A 15,709-nucleotide genomic window follows, 5' to 3' on the forward strand; every position below is an offset into this window, starting at 1 on the left:
AGAAGAAAAAAGCGATCGCCCTAATTCTTAGAGGAAACGAGAGGAGCATAGGCGCAGCCCGTCGTAAACATCGCATACACTCATAGCTTGGTCATGTCATAACCAAGCTCTTAGCTATCTCAATCAATCATTGGAGGTAGAGTAGTTTCGCACTATGCAGCAGGAAGTTCAAGATTAACTTTGACAACTTTGTTCTTTTCTTGCTCGGACTTAGGCAGTGTCAAATTCAAAATGCCGTCTTTATAATCTGCGGTGACATTAGTGTTTTGAATCCGAGCAGATAGAGGAATTACACGTTGGAATTTACCATAGTAGAATTCACTTCTTGTAGTGCCATTGTTTTCAGTTTTAGTTTGGGACTTGCGCTCACCACTAATGTGAACAGCGTCTTGGGTGACTTGAATATCTAAGTCTTTAGCTTCCAGTCCTGGGAGTTCTAGCTTCACATGAATAGCATCATCAGTTTCGTGCAACTCAGCAGCCGGAACTTTGATAAAATCTCTGTCAAACCGTGCAGGTGCTACTCTGGTATCTCCAAATAAACCGTTGATGTGACTTAAGTGAGCGTTCAATTCTTGCCAGGGGTTGTAACGAACTAGCATATTAATTTATCCCTCGTACCAATAGTAGTTTTTTACTCAACCAACTTCGGATTTAATTCCTTGCTTTGATTCCCATATTATTGAGAACGAAGAAGCTTGTAAATTCGGTTATTATCACCAAATAATTGATGATTACCCAAGAATTATTAGGGGAATTACAAGGTGTAGAAAACTGCAATTTTTTTGGTTCGGCAAACCCTATAAATGCTGACTTGAATTTGACTACACATCACGTTCTTATTTTAGCCAGAAGTGGGCATATTTTGTTGTCGGCACAGCCAAAAAGCAATTGTGTAATCATTCTACCAAGCGCTGTTCAAGAGATGGAATGATGAAAAAGCCATCCTCTAGACGTGTACCGTACTCCAATACTTAAGATTTTCATAGTCTTTCGTTAAGATACCTTGAATAAATTGAGGATTAATCATCTCAATCAAGTTAGGGCATTTTACTTAGGGAGGACAAGTGAGCAGATATTTAAAATTCAATGGGATAAACAAAGCATTTGAGTGGCTATGGCAGACTTTGAGACATAAGTTACTTATGCGCCTATCCATTGTGGTGCTTGTGACTTTTTTTTTCAGCTTAACTCTACATTCCATAGTGGCTAAAACCGTATCAAGTACACCACACCCGAAAGTGATTTTGATTTCCCTGGATGGCGCAACACCAGATTTTGTGGAACAGTATCTTAAAAAAGGTGTGCTGAGTCGAAGACAGGGATTGGGACTTCTGAAAAGGGAAGGAGTTTACGCAGAGCGAAACATTACTTGTAGTGCATCCCTAACTGCGGCTTGTCATATAGCAATTGGTACAGGTTCAACCGCAGCTCGCAATGACATTAACAGTAACACATTCCACTTGGTTGCTAGTCCCTTTACTTCTAATATCAGTGGTTTTGGCGCTCCCATTGGTGGTTATTCAACTTTTGGGCCTGCTGCCAGTTTACAAGCTACTGCTGAACCTGTGTGGGTTGGACTCCAGCAAAATGGGAAGAAAGTTGTGGCTGCTACCTTTCCCGGTGCAGATGGAGTTGATGTGCCAGTACCGGGTTTAGCCAATAGCCCAATTATTCAACCTGCTAACAGAAGAACTGTATCGTACACAGTTCCCTTTGGTGCTTTTGCTGGGGTAGGTGCGAGTGGTTTTAGTTTAACCGCCGCTAACTTTAGTCCAGCTTCTAGCCAAATAGTTAGTCAACTCAATAATGCCGGAAGAGTTTCCTATAGCCCAATTCAGCAAGCTGCTTTAAACGATCGCTTTACTGTTGGTGGTATTAGTTATGATATCCAAGTTGCGGCATTAGATACAAGCAACGATCGCAAGACCAACTATGATACCCTAGTCTTCTTTGATGCTCAAATTGGGATTCCAGCCGGGCCTTTTAGCTTACCTGCAACTGGCCCTGCATATATCAAAGCGTGCGATCGCCGTTCTAGTCTATTTTACTTAGAAGGTAGTTCCAACCAGGCAGGAACAGCATTTTACGTCAGCAATCTTGCCCCTGACCTGAACATCGTGCGGATTGCCCGTTATTCTGCGAATGCGATTCCTCAAAATCCGGCAGCACAAACTAGTGTTAATGATATTCTCAGCAATGTTGGCTTCTGGGTTCCTCAGTCTGATTTTCGGATTCCAGAACGCCTCAGCCCTGGATTTACAACTTTCCCCGACAGGGAGCTAGAAGCTATTTACGAAGACCAAGTTCAACTGTTTGTAGACTATCAAACTCGACTGGCATTGAGAGCAATCAACCAAAACCCTGATGCCGACTTAGTTATGGTTTATATTGAACAACCAGATGGATCGGAACACCAGTTTCTCTTAACTGATTCTCGCCAGCCCAGTGACCCCACAAATCCATCCTCTATTGGCGTAGGACAAGATCAAACCAAAGTCACTCGATATAGAAGCTATCTAGAGACAGCTTACCGGGCTGCTGATAATGCTGTAGAACGCATTATCAACGCAGTAGGTACAAATCGTCAAGGTCAACCTAATAGTAACATCATAGTTGTTTCCGACCACGGTTTTTCTGCCTTCCATACAGAAGTTAACCTTAATAACTACTTCAGAAATAGAGGTTTTGACTTAACTAGAGTCCGTGCTGTGACATCAGGGCCAGCCGCCAACATATATATCAATCTTCTTGGGCGTGAACCCAACGGCGTTGTCACTCGTGCTGAATATGTAACTCTACAACAACAAATCATCACAGCTTTGCGAGAATTAGTAGACACCAATCCTAACTATGTCCTTGGGCGACAAAAAAAGGCAGTTTTTGACCAGATATACCCTCGTCCCCTACCAACTAATTTAAACGACCCAAGTTTTGGACTGGGTACAAGTGAATTTGTTGGTCAAGATACCGGTGATGTCTTTGCAATCATGGGTGAAGGATATAACTTTGACGGAAGACAAACTCCGGCTGTAACTCGTTTAGGCGACGCGGATAATTCAGTTTTTTCTGTGCCTAACTTCTATGGGGCGCATGGCTACGATCCCAAAATACCTAATCTCAGTGCCATTTTCTATGCCGCAGGCCCCGACATCAAGCGCCGTGGCAATATCGGCACAATTCACAATATCGATATAGCCCCCACTATCAACAGTTTACTAGGTGTTCCCTCTGCCCCAACTGTTCAGGGAAAAGCTCTCAAGATTAGAAAGTAACTACTTCGTTCTTATAGGAGTGCTAACTTCTCCACCGCCTGGGATGCGGAGTCAAACTACTATTCAGTAGCTTGACCGCTCCCAATTCAAAGAGGAAAAAAGAGCGTTCGCATCATGCCTTATGTCAAAATCAATGCCCCCATATAGGTATTTAACTAAGACTTATGAGTAACTAAAGTATGTTTACTGTTATTTAGCAGAGAAGTTATTTAACAGAGAAGGTGGAATAACCTCATTACTTTTTTTAACTAAACAGTTGTCCCCACAATTGCCAATTCTCCTTATTGAATGGACTGCGCCACTTCAAAATTTATGACAAGAGCCTTATTACTGAGGAGCCGTGTGATGCGAAAGTATCAAGCACGGTTTTGAAGACGAGCGGTTCTCGTGAGGGAATCGCTTAGTTTAACTTTGACCAAGACAACAAACCTGAAACAGTCCAACGGGTGAGAACCGCTATCAGTCGCATGGGACGGCTGCTGGTAAATGAGGGTTGTTCGCTGCGAGTGATTGATTTACCTGAAGGCCTTGAGAAAGGGGTTGATGATTTTATCGTCGCCAAGGGTCAGCCGGCATTTGACGCAATCTACAACACTGCCGTTGCACTGGAATTGTGGGAAATCAAGCTGTTTACTCTGCTAACTTATCCAAAGGCGATCGCACACGGAAACAAAGATTATCCGTCATGTGAAAGTCAAAGGCGATGCCAGTCCCTACGATGGCAACCTAATTTACTGGAGTACAAGAATGGGAGAACACCCCGAAACGACTACGAGGGTAGCAACGCTCCTGAAGTCACAAAAGGGTAAATGTACTCACTGCGGATTGTATTTGCGAGAGTCAGATGTACTGGAGATTGACCATATAACTGAGCTTGTCTCCCAAGTTGGTGAGGCTGAGGTTTTTTAATTCAAAATGCAAAATTAATTTTGCATTTTGAATTTTGCATTTTGAATTGGAGCAAAGCGACTCGCCTTACTGGAATGGGTATTTGGGGCAGTGGGAGGTTGGGGTTAACTTTGGGAGCGGGTGTAGGTCTGTGGTCTGTGATTGGTTGGTGGCGGTTTAGGGCAAATCATGTATCCGCAGCTTTCATAAATCTTAAGTAACTAGCCCATTTGCCGAGCCATTAACTGGGCAAACAGATCTTCAACAGTAGCTAGCTCATGAAAAGTTCCCTGTTGGACAACTCTACCTGCTTGGAGTACATAGATCCGGTGAGCATTACGGATGGTACTAAGTCGATGAGCGATCGCAATTCTGGTAACTTGTAATTTATCTAAGCTTTCACTCACAATAGCCTGAGTTTTGTTATCAAGGGCACTGGTAGCTTCATCAAAAAATAAAACCCGGGGTTTTAATGCCAAAGCACGAGCAATCAACAATCTTTGGCGTTGTCCTCCAGAAAGATTACTACCCCCTTCGCTGACCACAGTATGCATTTGCATAGGCATGGTGGTGATATCATCAGCAAATCCAGACATTCGCGCTGCTTCCCAAGCTTCATCTAAGGTCATCAGTGCCCCACCTGCAATATTCTCGAAAATGGAAGCGGAATTTAGCTGACCATTTTGTAAAACTACGCCCAATTGTCGGCGCACTGCATCCACATCTAACCCAGACAAATCTTGACCATCGTAATAAACACTACCTGCTTGGGGAGTCTCAAATCCCAGTAGTAATCGCAGTAATGTCGATTTACCACTGCCAGAAGCGCCTACCAAAGCTATAAATTCTCCTGGTTCGGCAGAGATACTCACATCATCCAAGGTTAGTGCGCCATCACTGCGATAACAAAAGGTAACATGGTCTACGGTAATTTTCCCTATGATTCTACCGGGATTAGCTTTGCACAAATCCACCTCTGGGATAGTTGCCAAAATTGGCTGTGTGCGTTGCCATTGGGGGATGACTTGCAAAATTTCTGTAACTGTGTTGCTGAGGTTTGTAGTGCCTCTGGTAAAGTTACCAAAAGCTGTGTTGAAAGCCAGGAAGGTGCCAAGAGATAATTCAACTGTTCCTGAAGTTTGCGGAACTTCCAGCAGTTTAATCGTAAACCAGAACAATATTCCAGAAGTGAGTATGGGCATAACTGTATTGAACAGGACAACGGCATCTTCTATGCGTTGTGTACTCAGTTCCAGCTTAATTTGGCGAGTGTAATTTTTACTCCAAGCGGCAAAGGCGCGTTCTTGTGCGCCAGCAATATGCAGTTTAGAAATACCATTGATTAGCTGCACTGTTTGCCCAAAAATACTACCCCGGATTTCCAGTAGCGGACGCACCTTGGTTAACAGCAGCATACCAGAGAGGGTGGTGAGTGCGATCGCAACTACCGCAACTCCAACGGCAATGAAAGCTAATTTGTAGTTGTAATAAAATAACTGTCCCAAATAAAACAGTGCAAACAAACTCGTAATCAAATTAATCAGAGTTGTCCCACTGAGTTTGCGGCGAATTGTACTTACCGATGTGATGCGGGATAGTAGATCCCCGGTTGTGTATTGTCGGAAAAAAGACACTGGCAAGTTGAGCAACCGATCCCATACCCCCGCTTGGGTGGAAGCATCGCCAGCCGATTCCATCCGCAACAGAGCAAAACCCTGTGTTAGCTGAAATAAAGCTGTACCCAAAGCTGCAACCAGCAAACCTAAGCCGATTTGCAGTAATAAACCGCGATCGCTATCGGGAATTGCATTATCTATAATAATTGATGTGGCATAAGGTGTAATCATCCCCAGCAGCGTTACCGCAATGCCACTAAATACAATTGCTAGTAGACTTTGGCTATGTCCTTGAAGTGTGAACTTCACTATATCAATAGCTTTGAGTGCTTTATCGGGCAAAGAGCGATAAAACATATAAGCAACAGGAGCCAATGTTGCAGCTATCTGTTCATCCACTTTGACACGGGTACGTTCAACTGGGTCAAAAATTTCATAACGAGTTGGAGAAATAGGTAGTAGTGCCACTGGGCGATTATCTTGGGTATAGGCGATTAAAGCGCCAGAATCCTTTTCCCACCAGTTATCTCGCAACAGCACCCGCCGCATCCGAATCCGGGAAGCTCGAACAATTGCTTCTAAAGGTTCCTTGAGCCGCTTGAGGTTTTCTGAACGAGACGGGGGACGAATTTTTATCCCCATTGCTCTACCAACAGCACCAGCCGCCACCAGTAAAGGAGTACCTTCTAAGAAAAAGTCCCCGTCTTGGGAATTCAAAGTTGATACTAACTCTCCTATTGCTTCCGCCGTGACTTGACGATTTAGGCGTTGGCGATCGCGCAACCGGATTATTTCTGTTTGTGCTTCTTGCTCATCTATAATATTGATGCATTGCAAGAGTTGAGTATGGAACTGAGATAACCCAGCCAGCAGTGTATCTGGATTTGGAAATTCGCTGGTAGTGTTAGTTGTCAGTTGAACTCCTTCCACAGCTTCCAACCACATTTTATCAGTGAGGGGAAAAGTTGCAGTGGTTGGCGTTAAGGTGATTTCCTCAAACCCCAGAAAGCGGACAGTTCCTTGGTGAAGTTGTACCCAACAGATGACACCCGCTTCGGGCTGGAAAGTCTGAGCATTATTTAAGGAAAATCGTACTTCTTCCTTAGCCTTCACCTGAATTTTTGGCATAGTCACTTGGGAGAATACACCACCGAGTTGCAACAGCCATGTTTCTATCCAAGTTAGAGCAATTGCATCTGCATTGGCTACTAACTCCCGAAAACATTCTTGATGTACTTGTAGTAATTCTGTCTCTCCAATTGGAACTGCTAAAATCTGACGATGTTGATTAGCAGTTCCGAAAAGTGCTTCACCTTGATTAATACTGCATAGATAACGGCGAGTTCCTTCGATAACGCCATCTTTGAGTGTGACAGCAAACAAGGCCATAGAGCCAGACTGAACTACCCAAACTCTAGAAGGGTCATTCAGTAGAATCGGTTCATTGCCATTAATTATGTAAATTTGACCTATTAGCATTTTGAAAGCGGGAGTAAAATAATTCGTAATTCGTAATTCGTAGGCTCATTAATGGAGTTCAAATACTCATTAATTCTAAATTAAGGGGTTTAAGAGGTTGTTTGAAAAGTGGTTGTGATATTAATCGAATGATTACCCCCCTTAATCCCCCCGATATATTGGGGGGAAACAAGAAATCCAGTTCCCTCCCCAATACATACGGGGAGGGTTAGGGTGGGGTAAAAGAATATTTGATACATCAATAATTTTTAATTTTTAATTGTTACCCCCCTTCAGTGCGAATTAACCGCGAATATACTCCGTCAACTTGCCATAATTCTTTGTGAGTGCCTTGTTGTACAACCTTTCCGCGTTCTAGAACAATAATTAGATCGCAATCGCGGATAGTGCTTAATCGGTGAGCGACAATTATACAGGTGCATCCCCGGCGGCGGAGATTTTGGTCAATGATTTGTTCTGTTTCTGCATCTAGGGCGCTGGTAGCTTCATCCATGACAAGTATGGAAGGGTTATTTACCAAAGCACGAGCGATTTCTAAGCGTTGTCGCTGACCACCACTTAAATTAGCAGCACCTTCTATGAGTTCAGCATCAAATCCTCCAGACATAGAAAGAATTACATCAGCGATCGCGGCATCTTGACAAGCCCGCATCAGGTTTTTATCTGGTACAGTAGTATCCCAGAGGGTCAAATTATCCCGAACCGAACCGCCAAACAGCAAAATTTCCTGCTCCACCATTGCAACAGAATTGGTAAGTAGTTGTTGGGGAATCTGATTTCTAGATTTACCATCAAAGCAAACTTCACCCGCCCAAGGTTGATAAAGTCCGCTCACGACTTTAGCAATAGTAGACTTCCCAGAACCGCTTCCACCTACCAAAGCTACTCGCTGTCCCGGCTTAATTGAGAGATTAAAGTTTTCAATTAATGGCGCTTCCAGGCGGCTATAACCAAAAGTGATATTCCGCAACTCTACATAACCCTGTAATTTCGGAAGAAAATAGGGAGATGAGGAGATGAGAGGGATAGATAACTCCTCACTCCTAACTCCTAACCCCTCCTCCCTAACTCCTAACTCCTCACTCCTAACTCCTAACTCCTCCCCAATGGGATTATCCAGCACATCATCCAGGCGAATCAAATTCCCCTCCAATTCCTGGAGAGTAGTACCAAAGTTGACGAGATTGTTAACAGGTTGCTGGAAACCTAACATTAAACCTTGAAAAGCGATGAGCATCCCAATGCTGATATGTCCATCCATTACCCGGAAACCACCGATAACCAACAACAACATCGAAGAAAGAGCGGATAACAGCGTCGGTAATACAGAGAATGTCTGGTTTGTTACTCCTAACTCCTGCTGAGAATTTAGAGCTTTGGTGTAATAACCTGACCACCGCGAAAAGAAATCTGACTCCAACCCCGATGCTTTGAGTGTTTCAATACTTTGAAGTGCAGCAATGGATAACCCAGCCGCTTTACCATACTCTTGTATCAATTTTTGATTAGCATCTACCCGTTGTCGAGAAATCCACTGTAAAGTTAAGACGTTCACAGCAGCGAAGCTGACCACCATTAAGGTCAGCACCCAGTCATATTGCACCATGACTAAGCCATAAAAAACCACCATCAAAGTATCAATGATTGTAGTTGCCAACTTTCCTGCTAGAACATCAGCAACTTGGTCATTGAGAGTAGTCCGGTTACTGATTTCTCCAGCAAAACGTTGAGCATAAAAGCTAACTGGTAGCCGCAGGATATGCCAGAGGAAGCGGCTGGACATCCCTACACCCAGTTTGATTTTTAGGCGGCGCAGATAGCGCAACCGTAGTAAAGTTAGCGATCCTTGGAGTATAGCAGCGATCGCCATGCCCACAAGCAAAGGACGCAGCCATAATTGCCGTCCCTCCACCAAGATGTCATCTACAAACACTTGGCTGAACACAGGTACTACCAACCCAATCACCGTTAAGAAAAATCCCGCAACCAGAGAGTAAGCTAAAGCATCTCCAGCACCCTGTAGCCGTGACCACAGAGATAAAATCATGCTGGGTTTACGACCACCTTTAATAAACTCCGCGCCTGGTTCAATCACCAGCACCACACCCGTATACCCCTCGTCAAATTCCTGTAAAGAAACATGACGCGGCCCCGTAGCGGGGTCATTGAGATAAACTCGCTCATTGCGAAATCCCTCTACAACAAGGAAATGGTTGAAGTTCCAAAAGACAATAAATGGAGGACGCAATTCTTGCAGTTGCTTGAGTTGTTTCTTAAACCCTTTAGCTTCAAATCCATAACTTCTAGCAGCTTTGAGCATATTAGATGCTTTACTACCATCACGGGAAACTCCACAATCTCGCCGCAGTTGTGGCAGTGGTATAATGCGATCGTAGTAACCGAGAATAATTCCCAAAGCCGCAGCACCACATTCCACAGCTTCCATTTGCAAAAGCGTAGGTGTTTTTACCCGAATGCTTGGGCGTGGCAGTAATTTTTGTAAATACTGCCAAGGATTAAACGGTGTTACTAAAGTAGATTTAGTAGATACCACTGACCGACCTCAAGATAGGTAAAACGAAAGTGATGGGAGCGCGTTCTTCCACGTTGACTCGCACAACAGTAGTAGTTCCCGAAGAAATTTTCAGATGTGGCCCTATGGAAGAAGACCACTTATATCCACTTGGCGTTGTGGAATCTGGCTCAAGCTCAGAGAATACTTGTATCAGTCCTTGTTGTTGAGATACTAGACCTTCTAGCACTTCGGAATTGCCCACCTCATTAGCGGCTGCTTCTTTAGTAATCGGAAAGCGTGAGATGCTGGTAACATTACCCACAATGCCACCAAAGCGTTCCCGCTTCACCGTTTGGGGAGTAATTTGGATTTTCATCCCCGGCTGAATTTTCTTCCCATCAGCAACAGGAAAATAGGTAACGCCAACCAGCTTACTTTTAGGATTTTCCGCCTCAATAGTTGCGAGGCGAGTTCCGGCGCTAACAACTTGTCCTGGTGTCAGCGTGATTTCTAAAACGCGTCCGCTATATTGACTAATAATCTGACTATCATTGCCTAATTGCACTTCTAATTGGGCAATTTGTCGCTTAACATCTTGAATCTCTTTTCGTCGGGTGGTGACACTTTCGAGGTCTTGTTGAGCCACAGAAGCCTGTTTGCTGTCTAGTTCTTTCAACTGAGCTTGCAAGTCAGAAATGGTACTGAGGTTTTCCCGATAATCTTTTTCTGTTTGCGTCGCTTTTACATCCAGTTCTTTCAACTGATTTTGGATATCAACAATTTTTTCCTGGTTTTGCAAATATTCTTGTTCAGCCGTAAGTGCTTCATCACCAGAAATCGCTCCCTCTTTTTTGAATAGCTGTTTGCGGATTTCCATTCTCTGGAGGAAAACAGGAGTTAGAGCTTGGGCTTGCTTGAGGCGCTGTTCTAAACCTTGGCGTTGCTGTCCAATAGACGTATTGCCTTTGGTTTTGAGAAGAGGCGTTGTAGATCGCAATTCCAGTATACGTTGCTGGAGGTAGTGGGTTTGTTGTTGTTGCGATCGTTTTTCTTGTTCCAGCCTTTGCCCTTGTAGCGAACCAACTGCTTGGTCTTGTGATTCTAATTCCGTTAATTTAGCTTGTTGCTGTTGCAATTGCTTGCGAAGTTCAGCCTGGTCAATGGTCGCCAGTACTTGCCCTTTTTTAATAACATCCCCAACTTTAATATTGAGAGCCATTAACTGTCCAACGCTCTTTGATTGCAGTTGCACAACATTGCTGGGGTAAATCAGTACCCCTTGACCCTCAACAGTAATGGGGATGCGACCGTAAATGCTCCAGATAACGGCTACTCCAACTACCGAACCCAAGGCCACAAGAGGTAGCCAACTTCTGGGGCTGACTACATGCATCAGTTGGTCAAGTCTTTCAGGAGAAGAGAGACGCTCTAAGGATTCTTTGCGAAATAGGCTGCGCTTCTGATTTAACATTTACATTTTTTTATCAAAACAAGTTTAGTTATTATTAACTATTTTCAGTAAATACATTTAGAGAAATAGGATATAAAATAATGCAAAAAAGCACAATTCAGTAGTTTAGATAATGGTTTCAATTTTTCATAAAAAATCCTAATCTACCAATATTTATTGGACATGTTAACTTTAAAAGTTTATTGAATATATAGGAATCCTTAAGCAAGGATCTTCTCTTAATAACACAAACTACAAGTATACATATTGAGTATGTGCCAATGCTTAACCAATTTGAGAAGAACTCACTTAAGGATAATACAGAATATTTGATGTTTAGTTAATCATTAGAACTTAATTGTAATACTAATGCTTACTTCTGCTTTTCCTCCAGATACATTTTCTAATTCGTTGTCAGACAACTCTTGTTCATTATGGTTTTCTGCAACAATAATCTGTGCATCAGTAGGAAGAAAATCTAATCCAGCTCGTTCAAGAGCAACTCTAGGATTATTGATTAAATCCTGTTTAAATGACTCATTTTCTTGAGCCAAAGTAGTCAGTTTTGCTTCAATTTCTTGTTTGGACATTGTTGTAGACATTTGTATCTCCTTGAGTTTCAAATCTAAACTTATTTCGTGTAATTAAACAATAAAAGACATCAAATAAAATAACAATGCACAATTTTTAACTAAGACTCACTTTTTTTTAGATTATTTATACTAATCTTTTAGAATCTTCCCCTTATGAAGTCTAATTGAAGGTTTTAGCAATTTTATAAAAAATTAACACCAATAAAAAACAAAAAAATGTTAGTCTTGTCTAAAAATTGTGCATTGTTGTGTGGTTTTTACCTAAACTAAGCTAAAGCTACTAAAGTTTTGCGAAGAGTTTTCTATTTTGCGAAACGCAAAGCTTTTTATAGCTATGTCAATGAAGGAATATTTAAGTATTTTGTGTACTACTCAATCAAAAAAAATAAATGAAGAGTTATACAAGTATTTTTCAGTACATTTAAAATATTTAATTAAGAATAAATTGGCATATCATCAAAATCCAATCAACAAAACGCAAATTGCAGGTAAATATTAATGAAAAGCCAAATCAAAAACTATGAAGCTCTTCTAGAGTATTTATGGGCTGACGAACAACTCAAAAATAACTTTATTGCTAACCCAAAATCCATATTGGCTGAGATGGGTGTTCATGTTTCCAATTCGATTACAGTTGAAGTTCATGAGGATAGTTTAGAGTTAAAAAATTTGGTTTTACCATTAAAGCCAGAATCTCAGGTAGGTAATGTTACAGAATCAGTGCCTGGATTCCAAGCAGTAATACAACAAGCTTGGCAAGATGAAAGTTTCAAATCTCAACTGCTACAAAATCCCAAAGCCACAATTCAAAAAGTAACAGGCACAGACTTGTCCGATACTTTAATAATTTGTGTTTATGAAGATACGCCAACTGTTAAACATTTGGTTGTGCCAGTTAATACTGCCAATGAAGAGTTGAATGAATTAGATTTGATGATGATTGCAGGTGGCATTGGACACACCAGCGGTATCGTTGCAGCTTATCAATAATATCGAGTAAACACTCTACAGAAGTTTTTTGTTTTTCAAGTCATTCAAATAGGTTTTATCTCAGTTATAAACTTAGAGAGTTCGATATAACTCGAACTCTCTAAGACTTCAAAAGTTGGCAGCAAAAAAACCTTAGTGTCAATCAATAATAGATATATAAAATTAAACTCTATGGAAGAATCAATATCTTTATCTCATAATAAATATATCTTGAAGCCTCAGAGCATTGAATCAGAAGAGCTAGAAAATGCTACTATTCATGCTAGACAAAGAGCTATTGAAGCACGTCAAACAATTAGTCCTTGGAAAAAGTCTCAGTCTCTTTATGAAACCGGAGGTTGGAAAAGCCTATTTGAAAATATTAACCAGCCTCTTAATCTAAGTACTCAATCCAAAGAATTTGAAACAAGATATAATGAAACTGCTAATTTGTTAAAACAAGTAGTTGAATCGGCTAAGTTGCCATTATGTCCCAGTGGACAACCAGAAATAGGTAATACTGTTGTGTTTGGTGTTGTAGGGGGTACTGTCGAAGCACCAAGTATCGCTTATCTAAGGGAGTCTCAGCCAGTTACAGAGGAAATTCTAGCTTTATCAGACTCAGTTAAGCCTACAGAAATTTTCCGAATTGCATCGTCTTGCCAAGCTGATGCTTGTAAGCATTTTGATGGTGTAAACTGCCGTTTAGCTATGCGTATCGTTGAGCAGTTACCAACTGTTGTGGAAACTTTACCAGCTTGCCAGATTCGCCCTAGTTGCCGTTGGTGGCAGCAGGAAGGAAAAGCTGCTTGTTATCGCTGTCCGCAAATGGTGACGGATAACGGTTACTCATCTAAGCTTCTCCAGGAAGTAGCAGATCCATAAAGTCAAGTAGGCATTATTAACCTAAATTTCTATTAATATAGGGTGGCAATTTTTGAGATACTTTCTCTATAAAGATGCCACCTAAAAATTCTATTTTTTTTATACAGTGTTTGGCTATTATTTAACTTCTCTAACTAGTTGAAGAAGCTTTTGGTTGCCAAAGAAGGGCAGTCAATTCTGCCATATCTAAAGCTTGTTTAGCCCTGATTATGGCTCTCAAAAAAGCTTGTTCATCTTGCCAACTAGAGCGAGGTAGAAGGTGCTGAGAAATTAATAAGTCTTCAGATAAAGTTTCTGGCTGAACTGTAAAAAGCTTTTCATCAGCTTCTTCGTTTAAATGATTCATTTTGCTACAGAATAAGAAAGTTCAGGTTTGTCTTGCCAAGTTTCTGGCCATTGGATGGAGTCAGCAGTAAAGTGAAGTGGATCGTTTTCCGGCCAAGGCGCGTCAAGCGGTTCTTCAATAATGGCAAACTCGCCGTTGTCGAAGGGAATCCCTGGTGCTGGAACTTTGGGATAAACCCGCTCTCGGATTCCGCGCTTCGCCAATTCGAGAGCGCGGTGGTGGCAGTAAGGATTATTACCTCTGCGATTGAAGAATACGTGTGCTGTCCAAGTGCAGCCCCCACGACACAACTCAGCAAACTTGCAAGTCTTGCAGAATCCCCATAAGTGAGATGTCCCCTCGGGTGTACCAGCATTGAGATTGAACCGCAATTCTTCAGCTTGTTCAATAACTTCTTGCAAAGAGCGATCGCGGATATTACCACCAGCATAAGCAGCTGTTGGCAGTGAAGGACAACCCTTAATTGTACCGTCCGCCTCCAACCCTAGAGTAGACAGTCCAGCACCACAACCCCGCCAAAATCCCCATTCATCACCTTGTCCCCGCAGCAAACGTTCGTAAGGGCCGTAGTAACCAATGTTGTTACCAGCCGCAACTTTTACTCCTTCAAGGTGAGCCTGTCGAACGACACGAGCCACCATCGGATAGAGTTCTAATAGTTCGCTGGGTTGGAGAAGAATATCTGCATTGTCTGCGGCATTTCCCATCGGCACAGTCAGTTGAATTTGCCATGCTCCTGCACCTGCATCGCGGATATGCTCATAGATGCGAGGGAATTCCGGGGCAGAGAGACGGTTAATTTGGGTATTGCAGCCGAAGGGAATACCAACTTCCTTGAGGTAGCTCATGGTTCTGAGTCCAGATTTCCAAGAGCCTTTTTTTCCTCGGAGGCGATCGTGAGTTGTTTCCATCCCATCGGTAGAAACAGAAACTTTAGCAATTCCTGCTTCTTTCATCCGGTGTGCCATCTCCAGAGAGATGCCGTAGCCTCCGGTAGTCATGCCGCAGAGCATACCAGCCTGAGTAATGGCTTTTGCAATTACCAACCAATCGGGGCGCAGAAAAGCTTCTCCTCCAATGAGAGTTACTTCTTTAATCCCCACATCAGCTAACTGCTGAACAAGATTAAGGGCTTCTTCAGTGGAGAGTTCTTCATGCCGTGCCTGTCCTGCCCGCGAACCACAATGACTACAAGCAAGGTTGCATTTTAAAGTGATTTCCCAAACGGCATAACTAGTTCTACGGTACTTTTCAGACATTGTTTTGCCCAGCGTTTTGGTATTGGCTTGGTAAGTCAAAGGCGATTGTACATGTATATAATACGCACAATAGCTTTGGTAATTTCAGCGATTGATATTGATAGCAGTACAATAAGTATTAAATCGTGTCGTATGGAATTGGAAATATACCGTACAAAGCAACAGGACCTGGATAGCGACTTTTTATTATCCCACCAGCGATCGCCTCTAATTCAGCTTCGTCTAGTTCCTCGGTGGAATTTGCCTCTAACATCTCAGCGCTAGTAGTTTCCCATTCTTCTTCAGTGAAAGCATATCCTTCTGCTTGCAAGAAAGTTCCACGTTCTTCAATAGGATAGCTTTCAACTTGAGTGCGGAAAGCTTCATCTGTTGTGACTCTCTGATAAAAAGCTTTTGCGCTTTCTATAGACATATAGTTTACTCCTATTAATCAG

General features: G+C 42.3%; 12 protein-coding genes and 1 pseudogene. 5 read left to right on the forward strand and 8 right to left on the reverse strand.

Features of this window, described 5'->3' with window-relative positions:
- Positions 1–152: 152 nt before the first annotated feature.
- Positions 153–602, reverse strand: a complete 450-nt coding sequence (locus V7L07_RS00640) for an Hsp20/alpha crystallin family protein (RefSeq protein ID WP_335054102.1) — start codon at positions 600–602, stop codon at positions 153–155.
- Between the two features lie 128 nt (positions 603–730).
- Between V7L07_RS00640 and V7L07_RS00645 the strand changes: the two genes are divergently transcribed.
- The 3 genes and pseudogenes from V7L07_RS00645 to V7L07_RS00655 all read left to right on the forward strand — a co-directional run.
- Positions 731–934: a hypothetical protein gene (locus V7L07_RS00645; protein ID WP_335054104.1), complete on the forward strand. Its 204-nt coding sequence runs from the start codon at positions 731–733 to the stop codon at positions 932–934.
- 271 nt (positions 935–1,205) lie between these two features.
- On the forward strand, positions 1,206–3,275 hold the full coding sequence (locus tag V7L07_RS00650; RefSeq protein ID WP_335054106.1) for an alkaline phosphatase family protein: 2,070 nt from the start codon (positions 1,206–1,208) through the stop codon (positions 3,273–3,275).
- Between the two features lie 416 nt (positions 3,276–3,691).
- Positions 3,692–4,084, forward strand: a pseudogene (locus V7L07_RS00655) (DUF3854 domain-containing protein); the annotation flags it as partial.
- Between the two features lie 300 nt (positions 4,085–4,384).
- On the opposite strand, the gene V7L07_RS00660 reads toward V7L07_RS00655, so the two are convergent.
- The 4 genes from V7L07_RS00660 to V7L07_RS00675 all read right to left on the reverse strand — a co-directional run bounded on the left by V7L07_RS00660 (position 4,385) and on the right by V7L07_RS00675 (position 11,825).
- Positions 4,385–7,258, reverse strand: coding sequence for an NHLP bacteriocin export ABC transporter permease/ATPase subunit (locus tag V7L07_RS00660; RefSeq protein ID WP_335054108.1), 2,874 nt, complete (start codon positions 7,256–7,258; stop codon positions 4,385–4,387).
- A 262-nt stretch (positions 7,259–7,520) separates the two neighbouring features.
- Positions 7,521–9,812 carry an NHLP family bacteriocin export ABC transporter peptidase/permease/ATPase subunit gene (locus V7L07_RS00665; protein WP_335054109.1) on the reverse strand — a complete coding sequence of 764 codons (2,292 nt, stop codon included), beginning with the start codon at positions 9,810–9,812 and terminating at the stop codon, positions 7,521–7,523.
- Positions 9,799–11,244, reverse strand: coding sequence for an NHLP bacteriocin system secretion protein (locus V7L07_RS00670; protein WP_335054111.1), 1,446 nt, complete (start codon positions 11,242–11,244; stop codon positions 9,799–9,801). Before V7L07_RS00670 ends, V7L07_RS00665 begins: the two co-directional genes overlap by 14 nt.
- Positions 11,245–11,570: 326 nt before the next feature.
- Positions 11,571–11,825 carry a bacteriocin gene (locus tag V7L07_RS00675; protein ID WP_335054113.1) on the reverse strand — a complete coding sequence of 85 codons (255 nt, stop codon included), beginning with the start codon at positions 11,823–11,825 and terminating at the stop codon, positions 11,571–11,573.
- Positions 11,826–12,314: 489 nt separating this feature from the next.
- Here V7L07_RS00675 and V7L07_RS00680 point away from each other — a divergent pair, with 489 nt between their 5' ends.
- Both V7L07_RS00680 and V7L07_RS00685 read left to right on the forward strand, forming a co-directional pair.
- On the forward strand, positions 12,315–12,806 hold the full coding sequence (locus V7L07_RS00680; RefSeq protein ID WP_335054115.1) for an NHLP leader peptide family RiPP precursor: 492 nt from the start codon (positions 12,315–12,317) through the stop codon (positions 12,804–12,806).
- Between the two features lie 171 nt (positions 12,807–12,977).
- Positions 12,978–13,670, forward strand: a complete 693-nt coding sequence (locus V7L07_RS00685; RefSeq protein ID WP_335054117.1) for a hypothetical protein — start codon at positions 12,978–12,980, stop codon at positions 13,668–13,670.
- A 130-nt stretch (positions 13,671–13,800) separates the two neighbouring features.
- On the opposite strand, the gene V7L07_RS00690 is transcribed toward V7L07_RS00685, so the two are convergent.
- The 3 genes from V7L07_RS00690 to V7L07_RS00700 all read right to left on the reverse strand — a co-directional run bounded on the left by V7L07_RS00690 (position 13,801) and on the right by V7L07_RS00700 (position 15,687).
- Complete coding sequence (locus V7L07_RS00690) at positions 13,801–14,016, reverse strand: hypothetical protein (protein ID WP_335054119.1); 216 nt, start codon at positions 14,014–14,016, stop codon at positions 13,801–13,803.
- On the reverse strand, positions 14,013–15,275 hold the full coding sequence (locus V7L07_RS00695) for a nif11-class peptide radical SAM maturase 3 (protein WP_335054121.1): 1,263 nt from the start codon (positions 15,273–15,275) through the stop codon (positions 14,013–14,015). The genes V7L07_RS00690 and V7L07_RS00695 overlap by 4 nt, the downstream gene beginning before the upstream one ends.
- Before the next feature lie 118 nt (positions 15,276–15,393).
- Entirely contained in the window at positions 15,394–15,687 is a 294-nt protein-coding gene (locus tag V7L07_RS00700) for a Nif11-like leader peptide family natural product precursor (protein WP_335054123.1), read from the reverse strand.
- Positions 15,688–15,709 lie beyond the last annotated feature (22 nt).

This window comes from Nostoc sp. (assembly GCF_036916985.1).
Lineage (GTDB): Bacteria > Cyanobacteriota > Cyanobacteriia > Cyanobacteriales > Nostocaceae > Nostoc.